This window comes from Rhizobium sp. UBA1881, assembly GCF_002338015.1.
In the GTDB taxonomy this organism is placed as follows: domain Bacteria; phylum Pseudomonadota; class Alphaproteobacteria; order Rhizobiales; family Rhizobiaceae; genus Rhizobium.
The window spans coordinates 64552-81954 of sequence record NZ_DDHH01000194.1 but is presented as its reverse complement, the minus strand read 5'-3'; the positions used below and the strand labels follow the sequence as shown (position 1 = coordinate 81954).

The following is a 17403-nucleotide window of genomic DNA, read 5'->3' as shown; positions in this document are numbered from 1 at the left end:
TGGCGTGGCGGCCGGAGCAGACGATCGGCGGCGTCTCAGGACGATTGCGCAAACGCCAAGCGAGACCCCACTTCTTCCTGGATATGCGATCGGTCGGCAAATGCGGGAAATGCAGTGCCAGAATGCGCTGAGCGTTCGCCTGGAAAGCGAGTGTTGGCTGATGGGCGGACAGGGAAAAACCGGCGGTCATGGGGGTTCCACTCCAGAAGAATGGAGAAGGGAGCCGGGTTTCGGCTCTTCTCCAGGGTGATGCGAAAGATCGGATTGCCGATGCTGCCGCCCAGCATCGAACCATCAGGCAAGGACCGCGCCGCAGATGGCGCGGGTTCGGCAAGAAAGCGGAAGATGGCGCTGCTGGCCTCTTCCTCCGCTGCCTGCCGCAACAGGAAAAGCGGGCGGCGAGACGCCTTTGCCCGCAGGTTGAGACGGCGGCTTTCCGTCAGGCCGAAGGGCCTGGGATTACCGCGAACTTCGAGAATGGTGGCCGGAAAGACGCCGCTTTCGACAGCGGTTTCCGCCAGCCACAGCGCGTCCTCCAGCTTTTTTGGCGCGGCGTGCAGGAAGAGCCGCGGCTTCAGGCCGAAATCGCTGAGGCCAACGGCATAGGGCCGCCCGGCCTCCATCGTCGCCACCGTGTCGGCGATCCAGAGGATCGGCAGGTGCGCGTTCGCCCCCTCCTCTTGCCCATGCTGGAGCATGGCCGCGATCGCCAGAACGAAGCCGCTGCTTGCGCCGGCATTGCGCAACAGCGTCGTGCGGACTTCGGTCAGGCCATCGAGCGGCAGGCCGCCGTCGAGCGCTTCATCCAGAGCGGGGATTCCGAGCGGCAGGCGCAAGGCGTCTTCGCTCTTCGGCTTGTCGAGAACGGTGTCGGCCAAAGCCTGATTTTCCGCCGCCGCCAATGCCGGCACCGGTTTTCCTTCAAGCTTTGCAATGGTTTCGCGGAGCGCAAAAAGCCGCTCGCGCGCCACGGCCGACTGTGCCACGACGTCGCTCCATCTATCGGATGTTCCTATTATGTTCTTATGGATTCCAGAGCTCGACCGAAGAGTCAACAGCCGTTTGATGTGAATTTATTCCTGCCTTTGATTCCGCTCTCGAAAATCAGCTGCAAAGGCTCTATATGGGCGGCAAAGGAAAGGAGCTTTTATGGCTCGCATAGACCAGAGCGACAATTGGCAGGATCGCCACGCTCCGACAATCAGCACGTTCGAGTCCCTGGCGATGGAGGCTTACAGCCACCTGCCGGAAGAATTCCGTGCGCTGACCACCAATCTGACGATCGAGATCGAAGACTTCCCTGATGACGAGGTGTTCGAGGACATGGCGCTGGAAACTCCGTTCGATCTTTTAGGCCTGTTCGAGGGGCGCGGGATTTCCGAGCGCTTCACCATGGAAACGGGCGAACTTCCCAATCGCATCCGGCTCTACCGGCGGCCGATCCTCGATTATTGGGCCGAGAACGACGAAACGCTGGGCGATATCATCACCCACGTGCTGATCCACGAGATCGGCCACCATTTCGGTCTCAGCGACGACGATATGGAGCGGATCGAGGCGAGCGCGGAAGAGGCGGCCGAGCGCTAGGCGCCGGGTCTTCAGGCGCGCCCCGACAGCAAATCTTATTGCTCGGAAAGCTTCATGTCGGGGTGGTAGTCCTTGCCTTCGACATGCTTGACGATCGCCTGGGCGCACATCACCTGGCCGGTCTGCGAGTTGAAGGTCATGGCTGGCGAGCCGTTCAGCGACCAGCCCTTGTTGAGGGCGTCGGTTACGCGGTGGCAGAAGGCGGCGTCGTCCTGGCCGGTCAGAAGGCGGTAGAGCTTCATCACATCGTCTTTCAGTTTGCCGTCTGGCCTTTTGGCTTCTGGCGTTCTGCAATCAGGCGGGCTTTATGAACCAGAGTTTCCGCCTGGACAAGATGCAGCCGCTCGATCATGCGGCCGTCGACATTGATGACGTTGAGGCCATCCGTGGCGGGGTCGGCGAAGGCTTTCATGATCGCCTCAGCTTCGGCGATGGCGGATGCGTCCGGGCCGAAATGCCGGTTGGCGGGTTCGATCTGCGCGGGATGGATCAGCATCTTGCCATCGAAGCCCATGGCGCGTGCCTCGGCGCATTCGGTGTCGAAGCCATCGATATCCTTGAAATCGTTGAAGACGCTGTCGATCGCACAGAGGCCGTAAGCGCGCACGGCCAGGATCACCTGCATCAGCCAGGGCACGAGATACTGCCGGCCGGGCTGCGGCAGTACGCCGGTTTCCTTGCGCAGGTCGTTGAGGCCGACGACGAGGCAATCGAGCCTTGAGCCCGCCGTTCGCCCGGCCTCGGCGATCGCCGCGGCATTGAGGATGCCGCGTGGGGTCTCGATCATTGCCCAGATCCGCAGTTCGTCCGGCGCATCGGCATCCGCGAGAAGATCACTGACCGACATCACGTCCTGCGGTTCGTTGACCTTCGGCAGCAGAACAGCATCCGGCTCCAGCGCGCTCACGAGTTCCATGTCGGCTCGGCCCCAGTTGGTGTCGAGGCCGTTGATGCGGATGATGCGTTCCTTGCCCTCGAGCGGTTTGCCTTGGAGGAAGGCGGCCAGGTTTTCGCGCGCTTCGGCCTTCTTCTCGGGCGCCACGGAATCCTCGAGGTCGAAGATCACCGTATCGCAATCGAGCTGATGGGTCTTTTCAAGCGCGCGAGGATTGATCGCGGGAACGCTCAGCACCGAGCGGCGCAGGTTCATCGAACGGGTGAGGGGAGACTGGCTCATCACGAATGTGTGTCAAGCTTTGTGACTGATGGCAAGACAACAAAAAGCCATGCTTATCTTGCAGAAGACAAGACGAAGGACCACATTCCTTTCCTAGAAAGGTTTCAAACCCATGCAGAATATTCGTTCCGTCTTCCTTTTGCTTGCAGGCATCACCGCATTCGCAGCATTGGCGCTCCTCACCTTTTCGGTGACGCTCGCCGTCGGCGCCATTCTGACGGTGCTGATGGTCGGCCGCGCGCTCTCGCTGAAGATGAAGGCGGCTCCGGTCTGTGCAAGGGCGAAGTCCAAGACGCGCGATGGTCAACCCATGCGCATCTGGAACGACGGTCGCGGCACGATCATCGATCTCTGATCGTCCTATCTGATCGCTTCTGGCGTCCCGAATTTATTTCATTCGGTCTGTCGGCTGGCGTTTTGCTCGCGCGTCCTAGATGCGGCAAGGCTTGTGGCTGCACAAGCATCACGCCCAGGCATCAATGGAGGACTGCATGGAAAGCGAAACGCAAACCGGCCAGATGGCCATGCCGCCGGTCAAGAACGGGCTGCTCCCCTACATCACTGTCGATGGCGCGCTGAAGGCGGCGGAATTCTACGGAAAAGCTTTCGGCGCCGAGCAGGCATTCGTCGTGCCGCCTGATGAAAATGGACGCACCATGCATGTGCATCTCTATATCAACGGCAGCTCACTGATGCTGAGCGACGCCTATCCCGAACACGGCCACCCTTTCCGGCCGCACCAGGGCTTCTCGCTGCAGCTCGTCGTCGACGATATCGATCTCTGGTGGGATCGGGCGGTGAAGGCCGGTGTAGAAGTGGTCATGCCCGTCGAGCGCATGTTCTGGGGCGATCGCTATGGTCAGCTGCGTGATCCCTTCGGCGTCTCCTGGGCGATGAACGAGCCCGCCAAGGCCGGCTAGATCAGCCGCGCCCGGCCGGACGATTCTTCGGGGCGCTGGCCGGGGCTGCAGATTCCCCTTCATTTTGCCGGGAAACTGGACTAAACGCTGATCAACACACTATCTCTGCCGAACTGGAGGCCAGGCCATGGAAAAATTTACCAAGCTGACGGGCGTCGCCGCCCCTCTGCCGTTTGTCAACATCGACACCGACATGATCATCCCGAAGGATTACCTGAAGACGATCAAGCGCACCGGCCTCGGCAAGGGTCTCTTCGCGGAAGCCCGCTACAATGAAGACGGCACCCCGAACGAGGATTTCGTTCTCAACAAGCCGGCCTACCAGAACGCCAAGATCCTCGTCGCCGGCGACAATTTCGGCTGCGGCTCTTCGCGCGAGCATGCACCGTGGGCGCTGCTCGATTTCGGCATCCGCTGCGTGATCTCCACCAGCTTCGCCGACATTTTCTACAACAACTGTTTCAAGAACGGCATTCTGCCGATCAAGGTCAGCCCGGAAAATCTTGAAAAGCTCCTGGACGACGCCTCGCGCGGCTCCAACGCCATCCTGACGGTCGACCTGGAAAACATGGAAATCACCGGCCCCGACGGCGGCTCCATCAAGTTCGATCTCGATGCCTTCAAGCGTCACTGCATGCTGAACGGTCTCGACGATATCGGCCTGACGATGGAAAAGGGCAAGGAAATCGACCAGTTCGAAAAGGCCAACGCCGCTTCCCATCCTTGGGCCGCCTAAGCGCCTCGACAGGATTGCATGATCAAGCCGGTGGGTTCTCCCGCCGGCTTTTTCTTTGGCTCAGGGCAGCCGTTCTCTCCACATCTTGAGCTTCTCCAGCGACACGCCGATGCCGCCGCAGACCTCGATCAGCGGGTTCTTGAAGCGGGCGAGGAGGTCGGGGTGGGTGTCGGCGACGGCAAGGGCGGCGCCGCAGGCGGGTTCGACGAGGATGCGATAGGCGTCGGCGAATTTCAGGCAGGCGGCGACGGCTTCGGCGTCGGTCACCGTCACGCTCTCGATCGGATGATGTCTGGGAAGGTCGAAGACATGCTGGGCGACCTGGCGGGCGCCGAGCGAGGTGGCGATCGATGTGATGGCGGGCAGGGTGATGCGTTCGCCGGCGGCCAGGCTGGCGTTGAAGGATGCGGCCCCTTCGGTCTCGACGGCGATGACGGGCACATTATCGAGGCCGTTGCGCTTTAGGCCGGCGACGATGCCGGCAAGCAGGCCGCCGCCGCCGACACTGGCGATCACGCAGTCGAATTCGGCGCCCTTGGCCACCACTTCGTCAATCAGCGTGCCGTGGCCTTCCCAGAGCAGCGGATGGTCGAAGGGGTGCACATAGGCGGCCTTGCGCTCTGCGGCGAGATTGACGGCATGGGCGTTGGCCTCGTCGAAGACGGAACCATGGACGAGGACGGCGGCGCCTGTCGCGGCGATTGAGCGGCGGACCTCCTCGGAGGTGGTTTCCGGCACGACGATGGTGACGGGAACGCCGAGCGCGCGGCCCGCATAGGCTGCGGCGATGCCGGCATTGCCGCCGGAGGCGCAGAAGATTTCTTTTGCGCCGTTTTCCACCTCGTGCTGGCACAATCTGCCAACGCCGCGCAGCTTGAAGCTTCCCGCCGGTTGCAGCGCATCGAGCTTCAGCCAGAGTGGCCGGTTTGCGGCGCTATAGTCGGCGGATGTCTGAAAGAGCGGGGTGTCGAGATGGAGCGGTGCGGCGGGCATGGGCGTTTTCCGGAACATGGTCACGATGCCCTTCTTGTTGCCCAGGCAAATCGCGGGGTCAACCGATCGCTCAACCGATCGTTCAACTCTGGCGCCAACCGTACCGAAACGGCCTCTTGGTCGCTTGAAATGCCTTCTGCCGAGGGATAATAAGCCGCAACTTGTTTTTCCCGGAGGTTTCCATGACGACGCGCAATCTTTTCCTGCTGCCGGGTGACGGCATCGGTCCCGAGGCCATGGGCGAGGTCCGCAAGATCATCGCTTACATGAACGAGGAAATGTCCGCCGGCTTCGTCACCGACGAAGGTCTGGTCGGCGGCAGCGCCTATGACGCGCATGGCGCGGCGATCTCTGAAGCCGACATGCAGAAGGCGCTTGCAGCGGACGCGGTTCTCTTCGGCGCCGTCGGCGGCCCGAAGTGGGACGACGTTGCCTATGAAGTGCGCCCGGAAGCCGGCCTGCTGCGCCTGCGCAAGGATCTCGAGCTGTTCGCCAACCTGCGTCCTGCCATCTGCTACCCGGCGCTCGCTGCCGCTTCCTCGCTGAAGCCGGAGCTGGTCGAAGGTCTGGATATCCTGATCATCCGTGAACTGACGGGTGGCGTCTATTTCGGCGAGCCGAAGACGATCACCGATCTCGGCAATGGCCAGAAGCGTGCCATCGACACGCAGGTCTACGATACCTACGAAATCGAGCGTATCTCGGCCGTGGCCTTCGAAATGGCCCGCACGCGCCAGAACCGCGTCTGCTCCATGGAAAAGCGCAACGTCATGAAGTCGGGCGTTTTGTGGAACCAGGTCGTGACCGCGACGCACAAGGACAAGTATTCGGACGTCAAGCTCGAGCACATGCTGGCGGATGCCGGCGGCATGCAGCTGGTGCGCGCACCGAAGCAGTTCGACGTCATTGTCACCGACAACCTGTTCGGCGACATGCTGTCCGACGTTGCCGCCATGCTCACGGGCTCGCTCGGCATGCTGCCGTCGGCTTCGCTCGGCGCGCCTGACGGCAAGACCGGCAAGCGCAAGGCGCTTTATGAGCCGGTGCACGGTTCGGCTCCAGATATCGCCGGCAAGGGCATTGCCAACCCGATCGCGATGATCGCCTCGTTTGCCATGTGCCTGCGCTACTCCTTCGGCATGGTCAAGGAAGCCGACAACCTTGAGAAGGCGATCGCAAACGTGCTCGACAAGGGCATTCGCACCGCCGATATCATGGCCGACGGCGCCAGGAAGGTTGGCACGGTCGAGATGGGAGAAGCGATCCTCTCCGAGTTCAAGGCGCTTTCAGCCTGATTTTTCACGTGAAACACCTTTCAGGCCCTTCGCATCTCAGGATGCGGAGGGCCTTCGCATTGAAGGCAACCGCCGCAGCCCCTATCTCCCTCCTCTATTGATAAAAGAGCGGGAGTGGAATGAGCGAGAGCGTCGATCGAAGGCCGGGTTTCTGGGGCTATCTGAAAAAGCGCTACCAGGCGCGCCGCACGATCCATCGCCGGGTTCCCTGGAAGGGGTTTGCCTTTTCCGCGATCAACGCCGTGGCCATCGCCTTTTTCGTGTTCGATCGCCCGCTCGGTATTGCGGCCAAGGAACTGGCGCAGCCGCTGGTCACGCTTGCCGGCGATGTCACCGACATCGGCAGGCTTGCCTGGATTCTCGCCGGGCTTACAACCGTTGTTGCGACCGCTTATCTGGTCCGACGGCGCTTGTGGAAAGTGCGCGAGCGCTTCCGGATGATCTATTTTGGGCAGATGACCGCCTATGTCGCGCTATCCGTCCTGTTCACCGCCATCATCGCCAACTCCCTGAAGTTTGCGATCGGGCGCGCGCGACCGCTGATTTATGATCAGGAGGGAATCTTCAGTTTCGCGCCGTTCAACATGGATTTTCTGCACCAGAGTTTTCCGTCCGGGCATTCGGCGAATATCGGGGCGCTGTTCATGGCGCTGGCGCTACTCTTTCCCCGTTTTCGCCTCGGCTTCGTGGCCATTGGTCTCTGGCTCGGCGCAACCCGCATCATCATCGGCGTGCACTATCCGAGCGACGTTACGGCGGGGCTGGCGCTTGGCGCGTGGATCGCTTTTGCCACATCGGTCCTGTTTGCACGCTTCGGTCTGGTGTTCTCCATCGGGCGCGATGGCGGGTGGCCGATACCGCGGCTTAGCCGTTTGTTGTAAGCGCCTCCGTAAAAATTCTGTAGTCTGCTTCTGCTAGGTCTCGGTCGTTGATCGACAACCCCTGACCAGGACCGCCGACAGACATGAAATCCTTTCTCTCTTCGCTTGAGAAACGCAGGCTCCGCTGTCGTCACGGCATGCCGCATCTGCGTTGGCAATCCTGTCTGTTCGTCACCGTCAACGCCGTTATCCTCTCGCTTTTGTTGTTCGATGGTCCTGTCGGCGGCGATCACGTGCCGCCAACTATTCGCAGGATCGGCCTGATGTTGACCGATTTCGGCAAGTCCGACTGGATCATTATCGTCACCGCCTTCCTTCTGTTCCAGGGCTGGGCATCGTCGCGCACCGCCACCAGCGTACGTCACCGCCTGCAGGCGCTCAGGGTCAGCTGGATCGGCTGCTATCTCCTGACCTCGATCGCGCTGTCGGGATTGGTCGCCAATCTCCTGAAGCGGCTGATCGGGCGGGCCCGGCCGGAGCATTTCCAGGACTACGGCATTTTCTCGTTTTCGTCCTTCTCCGGTCATTCCTTCGAAAGCTTTCCATCAGGCCACGCAACGACGATCGGCGCCTTCTTCGCCGCCTTCGCGCTGCTCTTTCCGCGCTATCGCATTGCTTTCTTGGCTTGCGCGCTGTGGTTCGGCATGACGCGGGTGATGGTGAGCGCGCATTATCCAAGCGATGTGATCGCCGGCCTGGCGCTCGGCGGGTGGTTTTCGCTGATGATTGCCATCGTCTATGCGCGCCACAATCTTCTGTTTCGCCCAGGCGTCGGCGGCTGGCCGCAACCCAAGCGGCTGTTTCCGGCAATAGAAAACCCGGCGCCTTTGGAGCGCCGGGCGTGGTCTGTCTTCTCAGCGATGGTCAATCCATTGCGTGGATATCGCGGTTCTTGGTTTCCGGCAGGAAAATCAGGCCGATCACAAGCGTGATCGCGGCGAAGATGATCGGGTACCAGAGGCCGAAGTAGATGTCGCCGGTGGCCGCACTCATCGCGAAGGCCGTTGCCGGCAGCAGACCGCCGAACCAGCCGTTGCCGATGTGATAGGGCAGCGACATGCCGGTGTAGCGGATGCGGGTCGGGAAGAGCTCGACCAGCAATGCGGCGATCGGGCCGTAGACCATTGTCACATAGAGAACCAGCACGAACAGGATGGCAATCGTGCCGATCCAGTTGACGCGTGCAGGATCGGCCGCCATGGCGAAGGTGCCGCCGCCGGCGATGTTGTAGACCGCCATGTCGGTGACGCCGTTGGCCTCATCCGTCGTCAGCAGCTTGGCCGCTACCAGCTTGTCGGCCGGCATCGTCTCCTTGGTCCCTGCGCGGATCGCATCGGCGTTCAGCGCAAGTTCCGGATTGGCGGCGATGAAGGCATCGAGCTTCGCGTCCGGAACCTTGATGGCGCCGCGGTTCAGCGGGTAGCCACCGTCGTGGAGCGCGATGTTGGCGCTTTTCTCGAAGGCCGCCGTCAGGCCCTTGGCCTTGTCGCCGGCTGCGACCGCGTCGAAGCTGGTGATGGTTTCATCGCCGATCTTCACAGTCGCCGGCTGGCCGGCAGGGCCGGGGACGACATCATAAGGCACCGAGTTCTTGGTCAGGAAGGCTGTCGCCACGTCACAGGAGCTGGTGAACTTCGACGTGCCTGTCGGGTTGAACTGGAACTTGCAGTCCGTCGGATCGGCCGTCACCGTTGCCCGGACAGATGCCTGGGCTTCGGCGAGCGCCGGGTTGGCGGTCCAGGTCAGGGCCTTGAATAGCGGATTGTAAGTGACGGCGGCGATCAACAGGCCAGCCATGATGATCGGCTTGCGGCCGATCCTGTCCGATAGGCCGCCGAAGATGACGAAGAACGGTGTCGCAAGAATGAGGGCGACGGCGACCATGATATTGGCTGCCTGCAGGTCAACCTTCAGAACGTTCTGCAGGAAGAACAGCGAGTAGAACTGACCGCCGTACCAGACGACCGCCTGGCCCATAGTGGCGCCGAGCAGGGCGATAAGTGCGATCTTGGCGTTCTTCCACTGTCCGAATGCTTCCGTCAGCGGCGCCTTGGAGCCCTTGCCTTCCGCCTTCATTTTCTGGAAGGCGGGGGATTCGTTCATCCGCACGCGGATCCAGACGGAGACGCCGAGAAGGACGACCGAGACCAGGAACGGAATGCGCCAGCCCCAGGCGGCGAAGGCTTCCTTGCCCATGATGAACTGGACGCCGACGATGACGATCAGCGACAGGAAAAGGCCGAGCGTTGCCGTGGTCTGGATCCATGAGGTGAAGTAGCCGCGGCGGCCATTCGGCGCGTGCTCGGCCACGTAGGTGGCTGCCCCGCCATATTCACCGCCGAGCGCCAGGCCCTGCAGCAGGCGAAGTGCGATCAGGATGATCGGAGCGGCGATGCCGATCGTGGCGGCACCGGGGAGGATACCGACCAGGAAGGTCGAGAGACCCATGATCAGGATCGTCACCAGGAAGGTGTATTTACGCCCGACGAGATCGCCGAGGCGGCCGAAGACCAGCGCGCCGAACGGGCGTACCAGGAAGCCGGCGGCAAAGGCCAGCAGCGTGAAGATGTTGCGGGTGGCTTCTGGATATTGGGTGAAGTAGGTCGCGCCGATATAGGTGGCGAGGGACCCGTAGAGATAGAAATCGTACCACTCGAATACGGTGCCAAGCGAGGAGGCGAAGATGACCTTCTTCTCCTCCGATGTCATCGGTCCGGCTTTCGCGCCCCCGACGCTTGCGACATTTGCCATGTTCTGTCCTCCACAGAATGATGTGAAATGCGGCGCGCGACCATACTCTCCTCAAAGCATACCCCTGGTCGCGGTTCGCCCGAGGAAAGTGTGCCAGAAAATACCTCGCTTACGGAGAGCGGCTTTGGGATTATGACTTTAGTCTAAGGCTTTGCAGTCAGGCCGGGCCGCAGCAGCTCAGGTTCAGGCACGAAAAAAGCCGGATGGCGGACCATCCGGCTTCGATCGTTTTCGTGAAGTGCCTGCCTTAGGCGGCTTCGGTCGTGTGTGCCTTGCGGACTTCCTCGTCCGTCAGGATACCACTGGCGCGGAGCAGTGCGGCGAAGCGGCCGTTGCTTTGGCTGAGCTCGTCGAAGCTGCCTTCTTCGACGACGCGGCCGTTGTCGAGGAAGAGAACCTTGTCGGCTTCGCGAACCGTCGACAGGCGGTGGGCGATGATAAAGGTGGTGCGGTTCTGACGAAGATTGTCGATCGCAGCCTTCACGCGGTTCTCGGTTTCGACGTCGAGCGCACTCGTTGCTTCGTCCAGCACCAGGATCGGCGCATCCTTGAGGATGGCGCGGGCGATGGCCACACGCTGGCGCTCGCCGCCTGAAAGCCTGTTGCCGCGTTCGCCGACATGGGTGTCGTACTGGTCTTCGCGGGTCTCGATGAAGTCGGCTGCAGCGGCGGCTTCAGCCGCACGGCGCATGTCTTCATCCGAAGCGTTCTCCCGGCCGAGGCGAATGTTGTCGCTGATCGAGCGGTTGAGCAGACCGGCGTCCTGGAACACGGTGGCGATATAACGGCGCAGCGACTTGCGAGTGACCTTCGTCGTGTCATGACCGTCGACGAGGATCTGGCCGCTGTCGGGGTCGTAGACGCGCTGCAGCAGGTTGATCATCGTGGTCTTGCCCGAGCCGGTCGGACCGACGATCGCAACCGTCTGGCCAGCCTTGGCGGTGAAGGACACGTTGTGCAGGCCCTGTGCCGTGTTGCCGAAGCGGAACGACACGTTGCGGAACTCGACCTCGCCCTTCACGTCGGTGATGTCGGCGTTGCCGGCAGGCTCTTCGCGATCACGGACCGAGTCTTCGAGAGCATAGAAGTCCTCGAGCTTGGAACGGGCCTCGAAAATCTGCGAGGCGAACTGGCGCATCTGGTCGAGACGCGAGATCAGGAGGTTGGCAAAGCCGATGAAGGCGATGACGTCACCGATGCGCAGCTCGCCGGCCTGGACCATGACGGTACCAATGACGAGAATGATCATCATGGCGATCGTCGAAGCCATGCGGTTCATCGCGCCGGCCAGCGCCCACCAGTCGAGAACCGGGTACTGGGCCTGCAACAGGCGTTCGGTGAAGGACTTCAGGGCCTTGGTTTCAGCTTCGATACGGTTGTAGCTGTGCAGCACCGAGACGTTGCTGATCGAGTCGCTGACATGCGAGAAAACCGTGTGGTAGTGGTTTTCGACCGAAGCCTGACCATCCTTCGTGCGGCTCATGACGAGACGGCCGATCAGCCAGTAGGCGATACCAAGCACGACAAGCACGCCGGACAGACGGACGTCCATCGAGATCGCCGTCGGGATGAGAATGGCGATGGCGACGGCGGTCGCAAGGTGATTGCGCATGAATTCGAGCCAGAGGCCGAACAGCGTCTCACAGGCGCGCAGCAGCGTATGCAAGGCATTGGACGTGCCACGCTGATGATGCCAGGAGAGCGGCATGGAGATGATGCGGCCGAACGCTTCCGTCAGAAGCGTCGCGCGACGTCCATGCGCCAGCCGGTCAGCCTCGCGGGCGACCAGGACGAAGGCGATCGTGTTGAAGACGGCGAAACCGGCCCACATGAACAAGATCGGCTTGACCTCGCCTTTGCCGGAAATTGCATCTATAATGCGGCCGAAAAGGATCGGCTCGGCGATGGTGATCGCTGCGAGCACGATGTTCGCGATAACGACCAGGGATACGCGGAACTTATAGGCGCCAAGATAGCGCAAAGCTCTTGCATAGACCTTGAAAAGCGACACGGCGAATTCCTCTTTGTGCATCTGCGAAATAGCGGATGTTGCGATGCTACAAAAACCTATCTGAACTGGCGATTAACAAGGCATTCATTGTTGGAATTTCGCCGTCTCGCTCATGCTCGGTTTCATGAGCGGATACCAGATATGGAAAAATTTCTTAGTGAAATGAAAAGGCTCGACATTTAACCCTTGCGTTGTCGCGTCAAACTGGCACAACCATAAACGATATTCTGAACTCTAATTTAATTGCATCGATAACCGTTCGCTATCGGGGCAAGTCCTGTCGCAGCGGCTTCACTTAAAAGCCTGTGATGGGATGGGGGCATTTTAGTGAATATTCATTCATTAATTCAATTACTTGTCGTTCTTGAAGAGTGCCGGAAGCCGGAGGCGGTGGTCGAGGAGCTGCGGCACGTCGTCCTGTCTTATGGCTTCGAGTTTCATGGGCTGCTCCGGTATCCGAAGCATAGCGAGGATATGACCGGAGCGGTGCTCGCCGGCGAATGGCCCGAGGGCTGGCCGCAGGTCTATGTCAGCAAGAAATACATGCTGAGCGATCCGACGATCCGCTATCTGGCTTTCGCGCAACAGCCGTTCCGCTGGAAGGATGGCCTGGCGGCGTTCCGCAAGGATCCGCACTATCGGCGGATGGAGCAGATGATGTCGGCTGCTTTGGGCTATGGCTTGAAGGATGGCTACACATTTCCAGTGCATGGAAGAAGCGGCGTGCTCGGCTATCTGACCATTGGCGGCAAGCCCGTCGATCTGTCTCCGCTCGAAATGACCCTCTTCGATGCGATCGCCAAGCGTGCATTCTGGCGCATTCTCGAACTGCGCGGTGAAGACGGTCTGGTATCGGACGATCTCTCCGGTGCGGACACGCGGCTCACGCGCCGGGAAATGGAAATCCTGCAATATCTCGCGGAGGGCCTGACGTCGGTCGAGATCGGCAAGCTCTTGCAGATCTCCAACCATACGGTCGACTGGTACATGAACGGTCTGCAGGACAAGCTGAAGGCAAAGAACCGCCAGCATGCCGTGGCCGTTGCGTTCCGCCATGGGCTCATCAGCTAGCTAGTTTAGAGAAATTCGATCTTGCGTCGTCGTGGGAAATTGAACTTTCCGTGACAGCGGGTTAAGACTCCTTTCGCGGGTGCAGCATTGCCCGTTTTTATGCCGTGAGGAGACTGCATTTGCCCATTTCCAAGATCCTTGTCGCCAACCGTTCCGAAATTGCCATTCGCGTGTTTCGCGCTGCCAACGAGCTCGGGATAAAAACGGTCGCGATATGGGCTGAGGAAGACAAACTGGCGCTGCATCGCTTCAAGGCGGACGAGAGCTACCAGGTCGGCCGCGGCCCGCATCTTGCGCGCGATCTTGGCCCGATCGAGAGCTATCTGTCGATCGACGAAGTCATCCGCGTCGCCAAGCTTTCCGGCGCTGATGCCATCCATCCGGGTTACGGCCTGTTGTCGGAAAGCCCCGAATTCGTCGATGCCTGCAACAAGGCCGGCATCATCTTCATCGGCCCGACCGGCGATACGATGCGCCAGCTCGGCAACAAGGTGGCGGCCCGCAATCTCGCGATCTCGGTCGGCGTTCCCGTGGTGCCGGCAACCGATCCGCTGCCGGATGATATGGCCGTCGTTGCCAAGATGGCCGACGAGATCGGCTATCCCGTCATGCTCAAGGCCTCCTGGGGCGGTGGCGGTCGCGGCATGCGCGCCATTCGCGATCCGAAGGACCTTGCCCGCGAGGTGACGGAAGCCAAGCGCGAGGCGATGGCCGCCTTCGGCAAGGACGAGGTCTATCTCGAAAAGCTCGTCGAGCGCGCCCGCCACGTCGAAAGCCAGATCCTTGGCGACACCCACGGCAATGTCGTGCACCTCTTCGAGCGCGACTGCTCGATCCAGCGCCGCAATCAGAAGGTCGTCGAGCGCGCCCCCGCCCCTTATCTCTCTGAAGCGCAGCGCCAGGAACTGGCCGCCTATTCGCTGAAGATCGCGGGTGCCACGGGCTATGTCGGCGCCGGCACCGTCGAATATCTGATGGATGCCGATACCGGCAAATTCTACTTCATCGAAGTCAATCCGCGCATCCAGGTCGAGCACACGGTGACCGAAGTCGTCACCGGCATCGATATCGTCAAGGCGCAGATCCATATCCTCGACGGCTTCGCGATCGGCACGCCGGAATCGGGCGTGCCCGCACAGGCCGATATCAAGCTCAATGGCCATGCCCTGCAGTGCCGCATCACGACCGAGGATCCGGAGCACAACTTCATCCCGGATTACGGCCGCATCACTGCTTACCGTTCGGCTTCCGGCTTCGGCATTCGTCTTGATGGCGGCACGTCCTATTCGGGCGCCATCATCACCCGCTATTACGATCCGCTGCTGGTCAAGGTCACGGCGTGGGCGCCGAGCCCGTCGGAAGCGATCTCGCGCATGGACCGCGCGCTGCGCGAATTCCGTATCCGTGGCGTTGCCACCAACCTGACCTTCCTGGAAGCGATCATCACGCATCCGAAGTTCAAGGACAACAGCTACACCACCCGCTTCATCGACACGACGCCGGAGCTGTTCCAGCAGGTCAAGCGTCAGGACCGCGCGACGAAGCTGCTCACCTACCTGGCCGACGTCACCGTCAACGGTCATCCCGAAGCCAAGGACCGGCCGCGCCCGACTGCGGATGCCGCAGAGCCTGTCGTGCCCTACACCAACGGCACGACGATCAAGGACGGCACCAAGCAGCTGCTCGACACGCTGGGTCCGAAGAAATTCGGCGAATGGATGCGCAACGAAAAGCGCGTGCTGATGACCGACACGACGATGCGCGACGGCCATCAGTCGCTGCTCGCGACCCGCATGCGCACCTACGACATCGCCCGCATCGCCGGCACCTATGCGCATGCGCTGCCGAACCTGCTCTCGCTGGAATGCTGGGGCGGCGCGACCTTCGACGTCTCCATGCGCTTCCTGACCGAAGATCCGTGGGAACGCCTGTCGCAGGTACGCGAGGCAGCGCCGAACCTGTTGCTGCAGATGCTGCTGCGCGGCGCCAACGGCGTCGGTTACAAGAACTACCCCGATAACGTCGTCAAATACTTCGTCCGCCAGGCTGCGGCCGGCGGTATCGATCTATTCCGCGTCTTCGACTGCCTGAACTGGGTCGAGAACATGCGTGTCTCGATGGATGCGGTGGCGGAAGAGAACAAGCTTTGCGAAGCGGCAATCTGCTATACCGGCGATATCCTGAATTCGGCGCGTCCGAAGTATGATCTGAAGTACTACACCGATCTCGCCGTGCAGCTCGAAAAGGCCGGCGCGCATATCATCGCGCTGAAGGACATGGCGGGCCTGTTGAAGCCGGCAGCCGCCAAGGTGCTGTTCAAGGCGCTGCGCGAGGCAACCTCGCTGCCGATCCACTTCCATACGCACGACACCTCGGGCATTGCGGCCGCGACCGTTCTGGCTGCAGTCGACGCCGGCGTCGATGCCGTCGATGCGGCCATGGATGCGCTGTCGGGCAATACCTCGCAGCCTTGCTTGGGCTCGATCGTGGAAGCGCTGCGCGGTTCGGAGCGTGATCCGGGTCTCGATCCGGAATGGATCCGCCGCATCTCCTTCTACTGGGAAGCGGTGCGCCACCAGTACGCGGCTTTCGAAAGCGATCTCAAGGGACCGGCGTCGGAAGTCTACCTGCATGAGATGCCGGGCGGCCAGTTCACCAATCTCAAGGAACAGGCACGCTCGCTCGGCCTCGAGACCCGCTGGCACCAGGTGGCACAGGCCTACGCCGACGCCAACCAGATGTTCGGCGATATCGTCAAGGTGACGCCGTCCTCCAAGGTGGTCGGCGACATGGCGCTGATGATGGTCTCCCAAGACCTGAGCGTCGCCGACGTCGTCAGCGCCGACAAGGAAGTGTCCTTCCCCGAATCCGTCGTCTCGATGCTGAAGGGCGATCTCGGTCAGCCGCCGTCGGGCTGGCCGGCAGCACTGCAGAAGAAGGCTTTGAAGGGTGACGCTCCCTATACGGTGCGTCCGGGCTCGCTGCTCGAAGACGCCGATCTCGATGCCGAGCGCAAGACGATCGAAACCAAGCTGGAGCGCGAGGTCAACGACTTCGAGTTTGCCTCCTACCTGATGTATCCGAAGGTCTTCACCGACTTCGCGCTGGCATCCGACACCTACGGCCCGGTCTCGGTTCTGCCGACGCCTGCCTATTTCTACGGCCTCGGCGACGGCGAGGAGCTGTTTGCTGACATCGAGAAAGGCAAGACGCTCGTCATCGTCAACCAGGCGATGAGCGGCACCGACAGCCAAGGCATGGTCACGGTGTTCTTCGAGCTCAACGGCCAGCCGCGCCGCATCAAGGTTCCGGATCGCGCCCACGGCGCCACCGGAGCTGCTGCCCGCCGCAAGGCGGAGCCGGGCAATGCCGCCCATGTCGGCGCGCCGATGCCTGGCGTCATCTCTCGCGCCTTCGTCTCGGCCGGCCAGACGGTCAGCGCCGGCGACGTGCTGGTGTCGATCGAAGCCATGAAGATGGAAACGGCGATCCATGCCGAGAAGGACGGCACGATCGCCGAAGTCCTCGTCAAGGCCGGCGACCAGATCGATGCCAAGGATTTGCTGGTGACGTACGCGGGCTGATATCCAGCCAATGAATTGAAAAAGGCGGCCTTGGAGCCGCCTTTTTCATGTCTGCTTCGTCGGGATGTCTGCCTCAAATATCGTAGGTATGCGCGGCGTTGATCGTCGAGATGAAGCGCTTGGTGCGGTCGCGTTCCGGGGCGGTGAAGATGTTCTTCGCGCTGCCGGTCTCGACCACGCTGCCCGCTTCCAGGAAGACGACGTCGTTAGCGATCTTCGAGGCGAGCCTCAGGTCGTGGGTGGCCATGACCATGGTCGTGCCCTCGCTGGCGAGGCGGCCAAGGACGTCGACGACTTCGGCGGAGAGTTCCGGGTCGAGCGCGGATGTCGGTTCGTCGCAGAGGAGGACGCGGGGAGAGGGGGCCAGCGCCCGGGCGATTGCCACGCGCTGCTGCTG

The 17403-nt window shown here is 61.4% G+C and carries 15 protein-coding genes and 1 pseudogene; 9 read left to right on the top strand and 7 right to left on the bottom strand.

Features of this window, described 5'->3' with window-relative positions; all coding sequences use genetic code 11:
* Positions 1–35: 35 nt before the first annotated feature.
* Entirely contained in the window at positions 36–986 is a 951-nt protein-coding gene (locus tag B3605_RS24375; protein WP_112942704.1) for an ImuA family protein, read from the bottom strand.
* Positions 987–1149: 163 nt separating this feature from the next.
* On the opposite strand from B3605_RS24375, the gene B3605_RS24370 reads away from it, so the two are divergent.
* Positions 1150–1587, top strand: coding sequence for a metallopeptidase family protein (locus B3605_RS24370; RefSeq protein ID WP_112942703.1), 438 nt, complete (start codon positions 1150–1152; stop codon positions 1585–1587).
* A 35-nt stretch (positions 1588–1622) separates the two neighbouring features.
* Here B3605_RS24370 and B3605_RS24365 read toward each other — a convergent pair whose 3' ends face one another.
* Positions 1623–1829, bottom strand: a complete 207-nt coding sequence (locus B3605_RS24365) for a DUF1737 domain-containing protein (RefSeq protein WP_018901046.1) — start codon at positions 1827–1829, stop codon at positions 1623–1625.
* Between the two features lie 11 nt (positions 1830–1840).
* Positions 1841–2764 carry an HpcH/HpaI aldolase/citrate lyase family protein gene (locus tag B3605_RS24360; protein ID WP_112942702.1) on the bottom strand — a complete coding sequence of 308 codons (924 nt, stop codon included), beginning with the start codon at positions 2762–2764 and terminating at the stop codon, positions 1841–1843.
* Positions 2765–2876: 112 nt separating this feature from the next.
* On the opposite strand from B3605_RS24360, the gene B3605_RS24355 reads away from it, so the two are divergent.
* From B3605_RS24355 to leuD, 3 genes are all read left to right on the top strand, one after another.
* On the top strand, positions 2877–3119 hold the full coding sequence (locus B3605_RS24355; RefSeq protein WP_018901044.1) for a hypothetical protein: 243 nt from the start codon (positions 2877–2879) through the stop codon (positions 3117–3119).
* Between the two features lie 136 nt (positions 3120–3255).
* The gene (locus B3605_RS24350; RefSeq protein ID WP_112942701.1) at positions 3256–3684 is read left to right on the top strand and encodes a VOC family protein; all 429 of its coding nucleotides are present in this window, start codon (positions 3256–3258) and stop codon (positions 3682–3684) included.
* Between the two features lie 127 nt (positions 3685–3811).
* Positions 3812–4420, top strand: a complete 609-nt coding sequence (gene leuD, locus B3605_RS24345) for a 3-isopropylmalate dehydratase small subunit (protein WP_296436768.1) — start codon at positions 3812–3814, stop codon at positions 4418–4420.
* 60 nt (positions 4421–4480) lie between these two features.
* On the opposite strand, the gene B3605_RS24340 is transcribed toward leuD, so the two are convergent.
* Positions 4481–5413, bottom strand: coding sequence for a pyridoxal-phosphate dependent enzyme (locus tag B3605_RS24340; protein WP_112942700.1), 933 nt, complete (start codon positions 5411–5413; stop codon positions 4481–4483).
* Between the two features lie 182 nt (positions 5414–5595).
* Here B3605_RS24340 and leuB point away from each other — a divergent pair, with 182 nt between their 5' ends.
* The 3 genes and pseudogenes from leuB to B3605_RS24325 form a co-directional block, all read left to right on the top strand.
* Positions 5596–6708, top strand: coding sequence for a 3-isopropylmalate dehydrogenase (leuB, locus tag B3605_RS24335; protein ID WP_112942699.1), 1113 nt, complete (start codon positions 5596–5598; stop codon positions 6706–6708).
* Positions 6709–6827: 119 nt separating this feature from the next.
* Entirely contained in the window at positions 6828–7589 is a 762-nt protein-coding gene (locus tag B3605_RS24330) for a phosphatase PAP2 family protein (protein ID WP_112942698.1), read from the top strand.
* A gap of 83 nt (positions 7590–7672) precedes the next feature.
* Positions 7673–8401, top strand: a pseudogene (locus B3605_RS24325) (phosphatase PAP2 family protein); the annotation flags it as partial.
* Positions 8402–8453: 52 nt separating this feature from the next.
* Here B3605_RS24325 and B3605_RS24320 read toward each other — a convergent pair.
* Both B3605_RS24320 and B3605_RS24315 read right to left on the bottom strand, forming a co-directional pair.
* Positions 8454–10340 carry an MFS transporter gene (locus tag B3605_RS24320; RefSeq protein WP_112942696.1) on the bottom strand — a complete coding sequence of 629 codons (1887 nt, stop codon included), beginning with the start codon at positions 10338–10340 and terminating at the stop codon, positions 8454–8456.
* Positions 10341–10587: 247 nt separating this feature from the next.
* Complete coding sequence (locus B3605_RS24315) at positions 10588–12351, bottom strand: glucan ABC transporter ATP-binding protein/ permease (protein ID WP_112942725.1); 1764 nt, start codon at positions 12349–12351, stop codon at positions 10588–10590.
* 402 nt (positions 12352–12753) lie between these two features.
* On the opposite strand from B3605_RS24315, the gene B3605_RS24310 reads away from it, so the two are divergent.
* A complete protein-coding gene (locus B3605_RS24310; RefSeq protein WP_210297295.1) occupies positions 12754–13422 on the top strand; it encodes a helix-turn-helix transcriptional regulator in 669 nt (222 codons plus the stop codon).
* Between the two features lie 119 nt (positions 13423–13541).
* Positions 13542–17006 carry a pyruvate carboxylase gene (pyc, locus tag B3605_RS24305; RefSeq protein WP_018901033.1) on the top strand — a complete coding sequence of 1155 codons (3465 nt, stop codon included), beginning with the start codon at positions 13542–13544 and terminating at the stop codon, positions 17004–17006.
* 73 nt (positions 17007–17079) lie between these two features.
* Here the strand turns inward: pyc and B3605_RS24300 are convergent.
* Positions 17080–17403, bottom strand: a 324-nt coding sequence (locus tag B3605_RS24300) for an AAA family ATPase (protein WP_349677271.1), incomplete at its 5' end; no start/stop codon positions are given.

What these genes read in the sequence shown, in the direction of transcription:
- B3605_RS24370 (WP_112942703.1), top strand. Translation starts at nt 1,150, where the DNA reads ATGGCTCGCATAGACCAGAGCGACAATTGGCAGGATCGCCACGCTCCG.
- B3605_RS24365 (WP_018901046.1), bottom strand. Translation starts at nt 1,829, where the DNA reads ATGAAGCTCTACCGCCTTCTGACCGGCCAGGACGACGCCGCCTTCTGC.
- B3605_RS24360 (WP_112942702.1), bottom strand. Translation starts at nt 2,764, where the DNA reads ATGAGCCAGTCTCCCCTCACCCGTTCGATGAACCTGCGCCGCTCGGTG.
- B3605_RS24355 (WP_018901044.1), top strand. Translation starts at nt 2,877, where the DNA reads ATGCAGAATATTCGTTCCGTCTTCCTTTTGCTTGCAGGCATCACCGCA.
- B3605_RS24350 (WP_112942701.1), top strand. Translation starts at nt 3,256, where the DNA reads ATGGAAAGCGAAACGCAAACCGGCCAGATGGCCATGCCGCCGGTCAAG.
- leuD (WP_296436768.1), top strand. Translation starts at nt 3,812, where the DNA reads ATGGAAAAATTTACCAAGCTGACGGGCGTCGCCGCCCCTCTGCCGTTT.
- B3605_RS24340 (WP_112942700.1), bottom strand. Translation starts at nt 5,413, where the DNA reads ATGCCCGCCGCACCGCTCCATCTCGACACCCCGCTCTTTCAGACATCC.
- leuB (WP_112942699.1), top strand. Translation starts at nt 5,596, where the DNA reads ATGACGACGCGCAATCTTTTCCTGCTGCCGGGTGACGGCATCGGTCCC.
- B3605_RS24330 (WP_112942698.1), top strand. Translation starts at nt 6,828, where the DNA reads ATGAGCGAGAGCGTCGATCGAAGGCCGGGTTTCTGGGGCTATCTGAAA.
- B3605_RS24320 (WP_112942696.1), bottom strand. Translation starts at nt 10,340, where the DNA reads ATGGCAAATGTCGCAAGCGTCGGGGGCGCGAAAGCCGGACCGATGACA.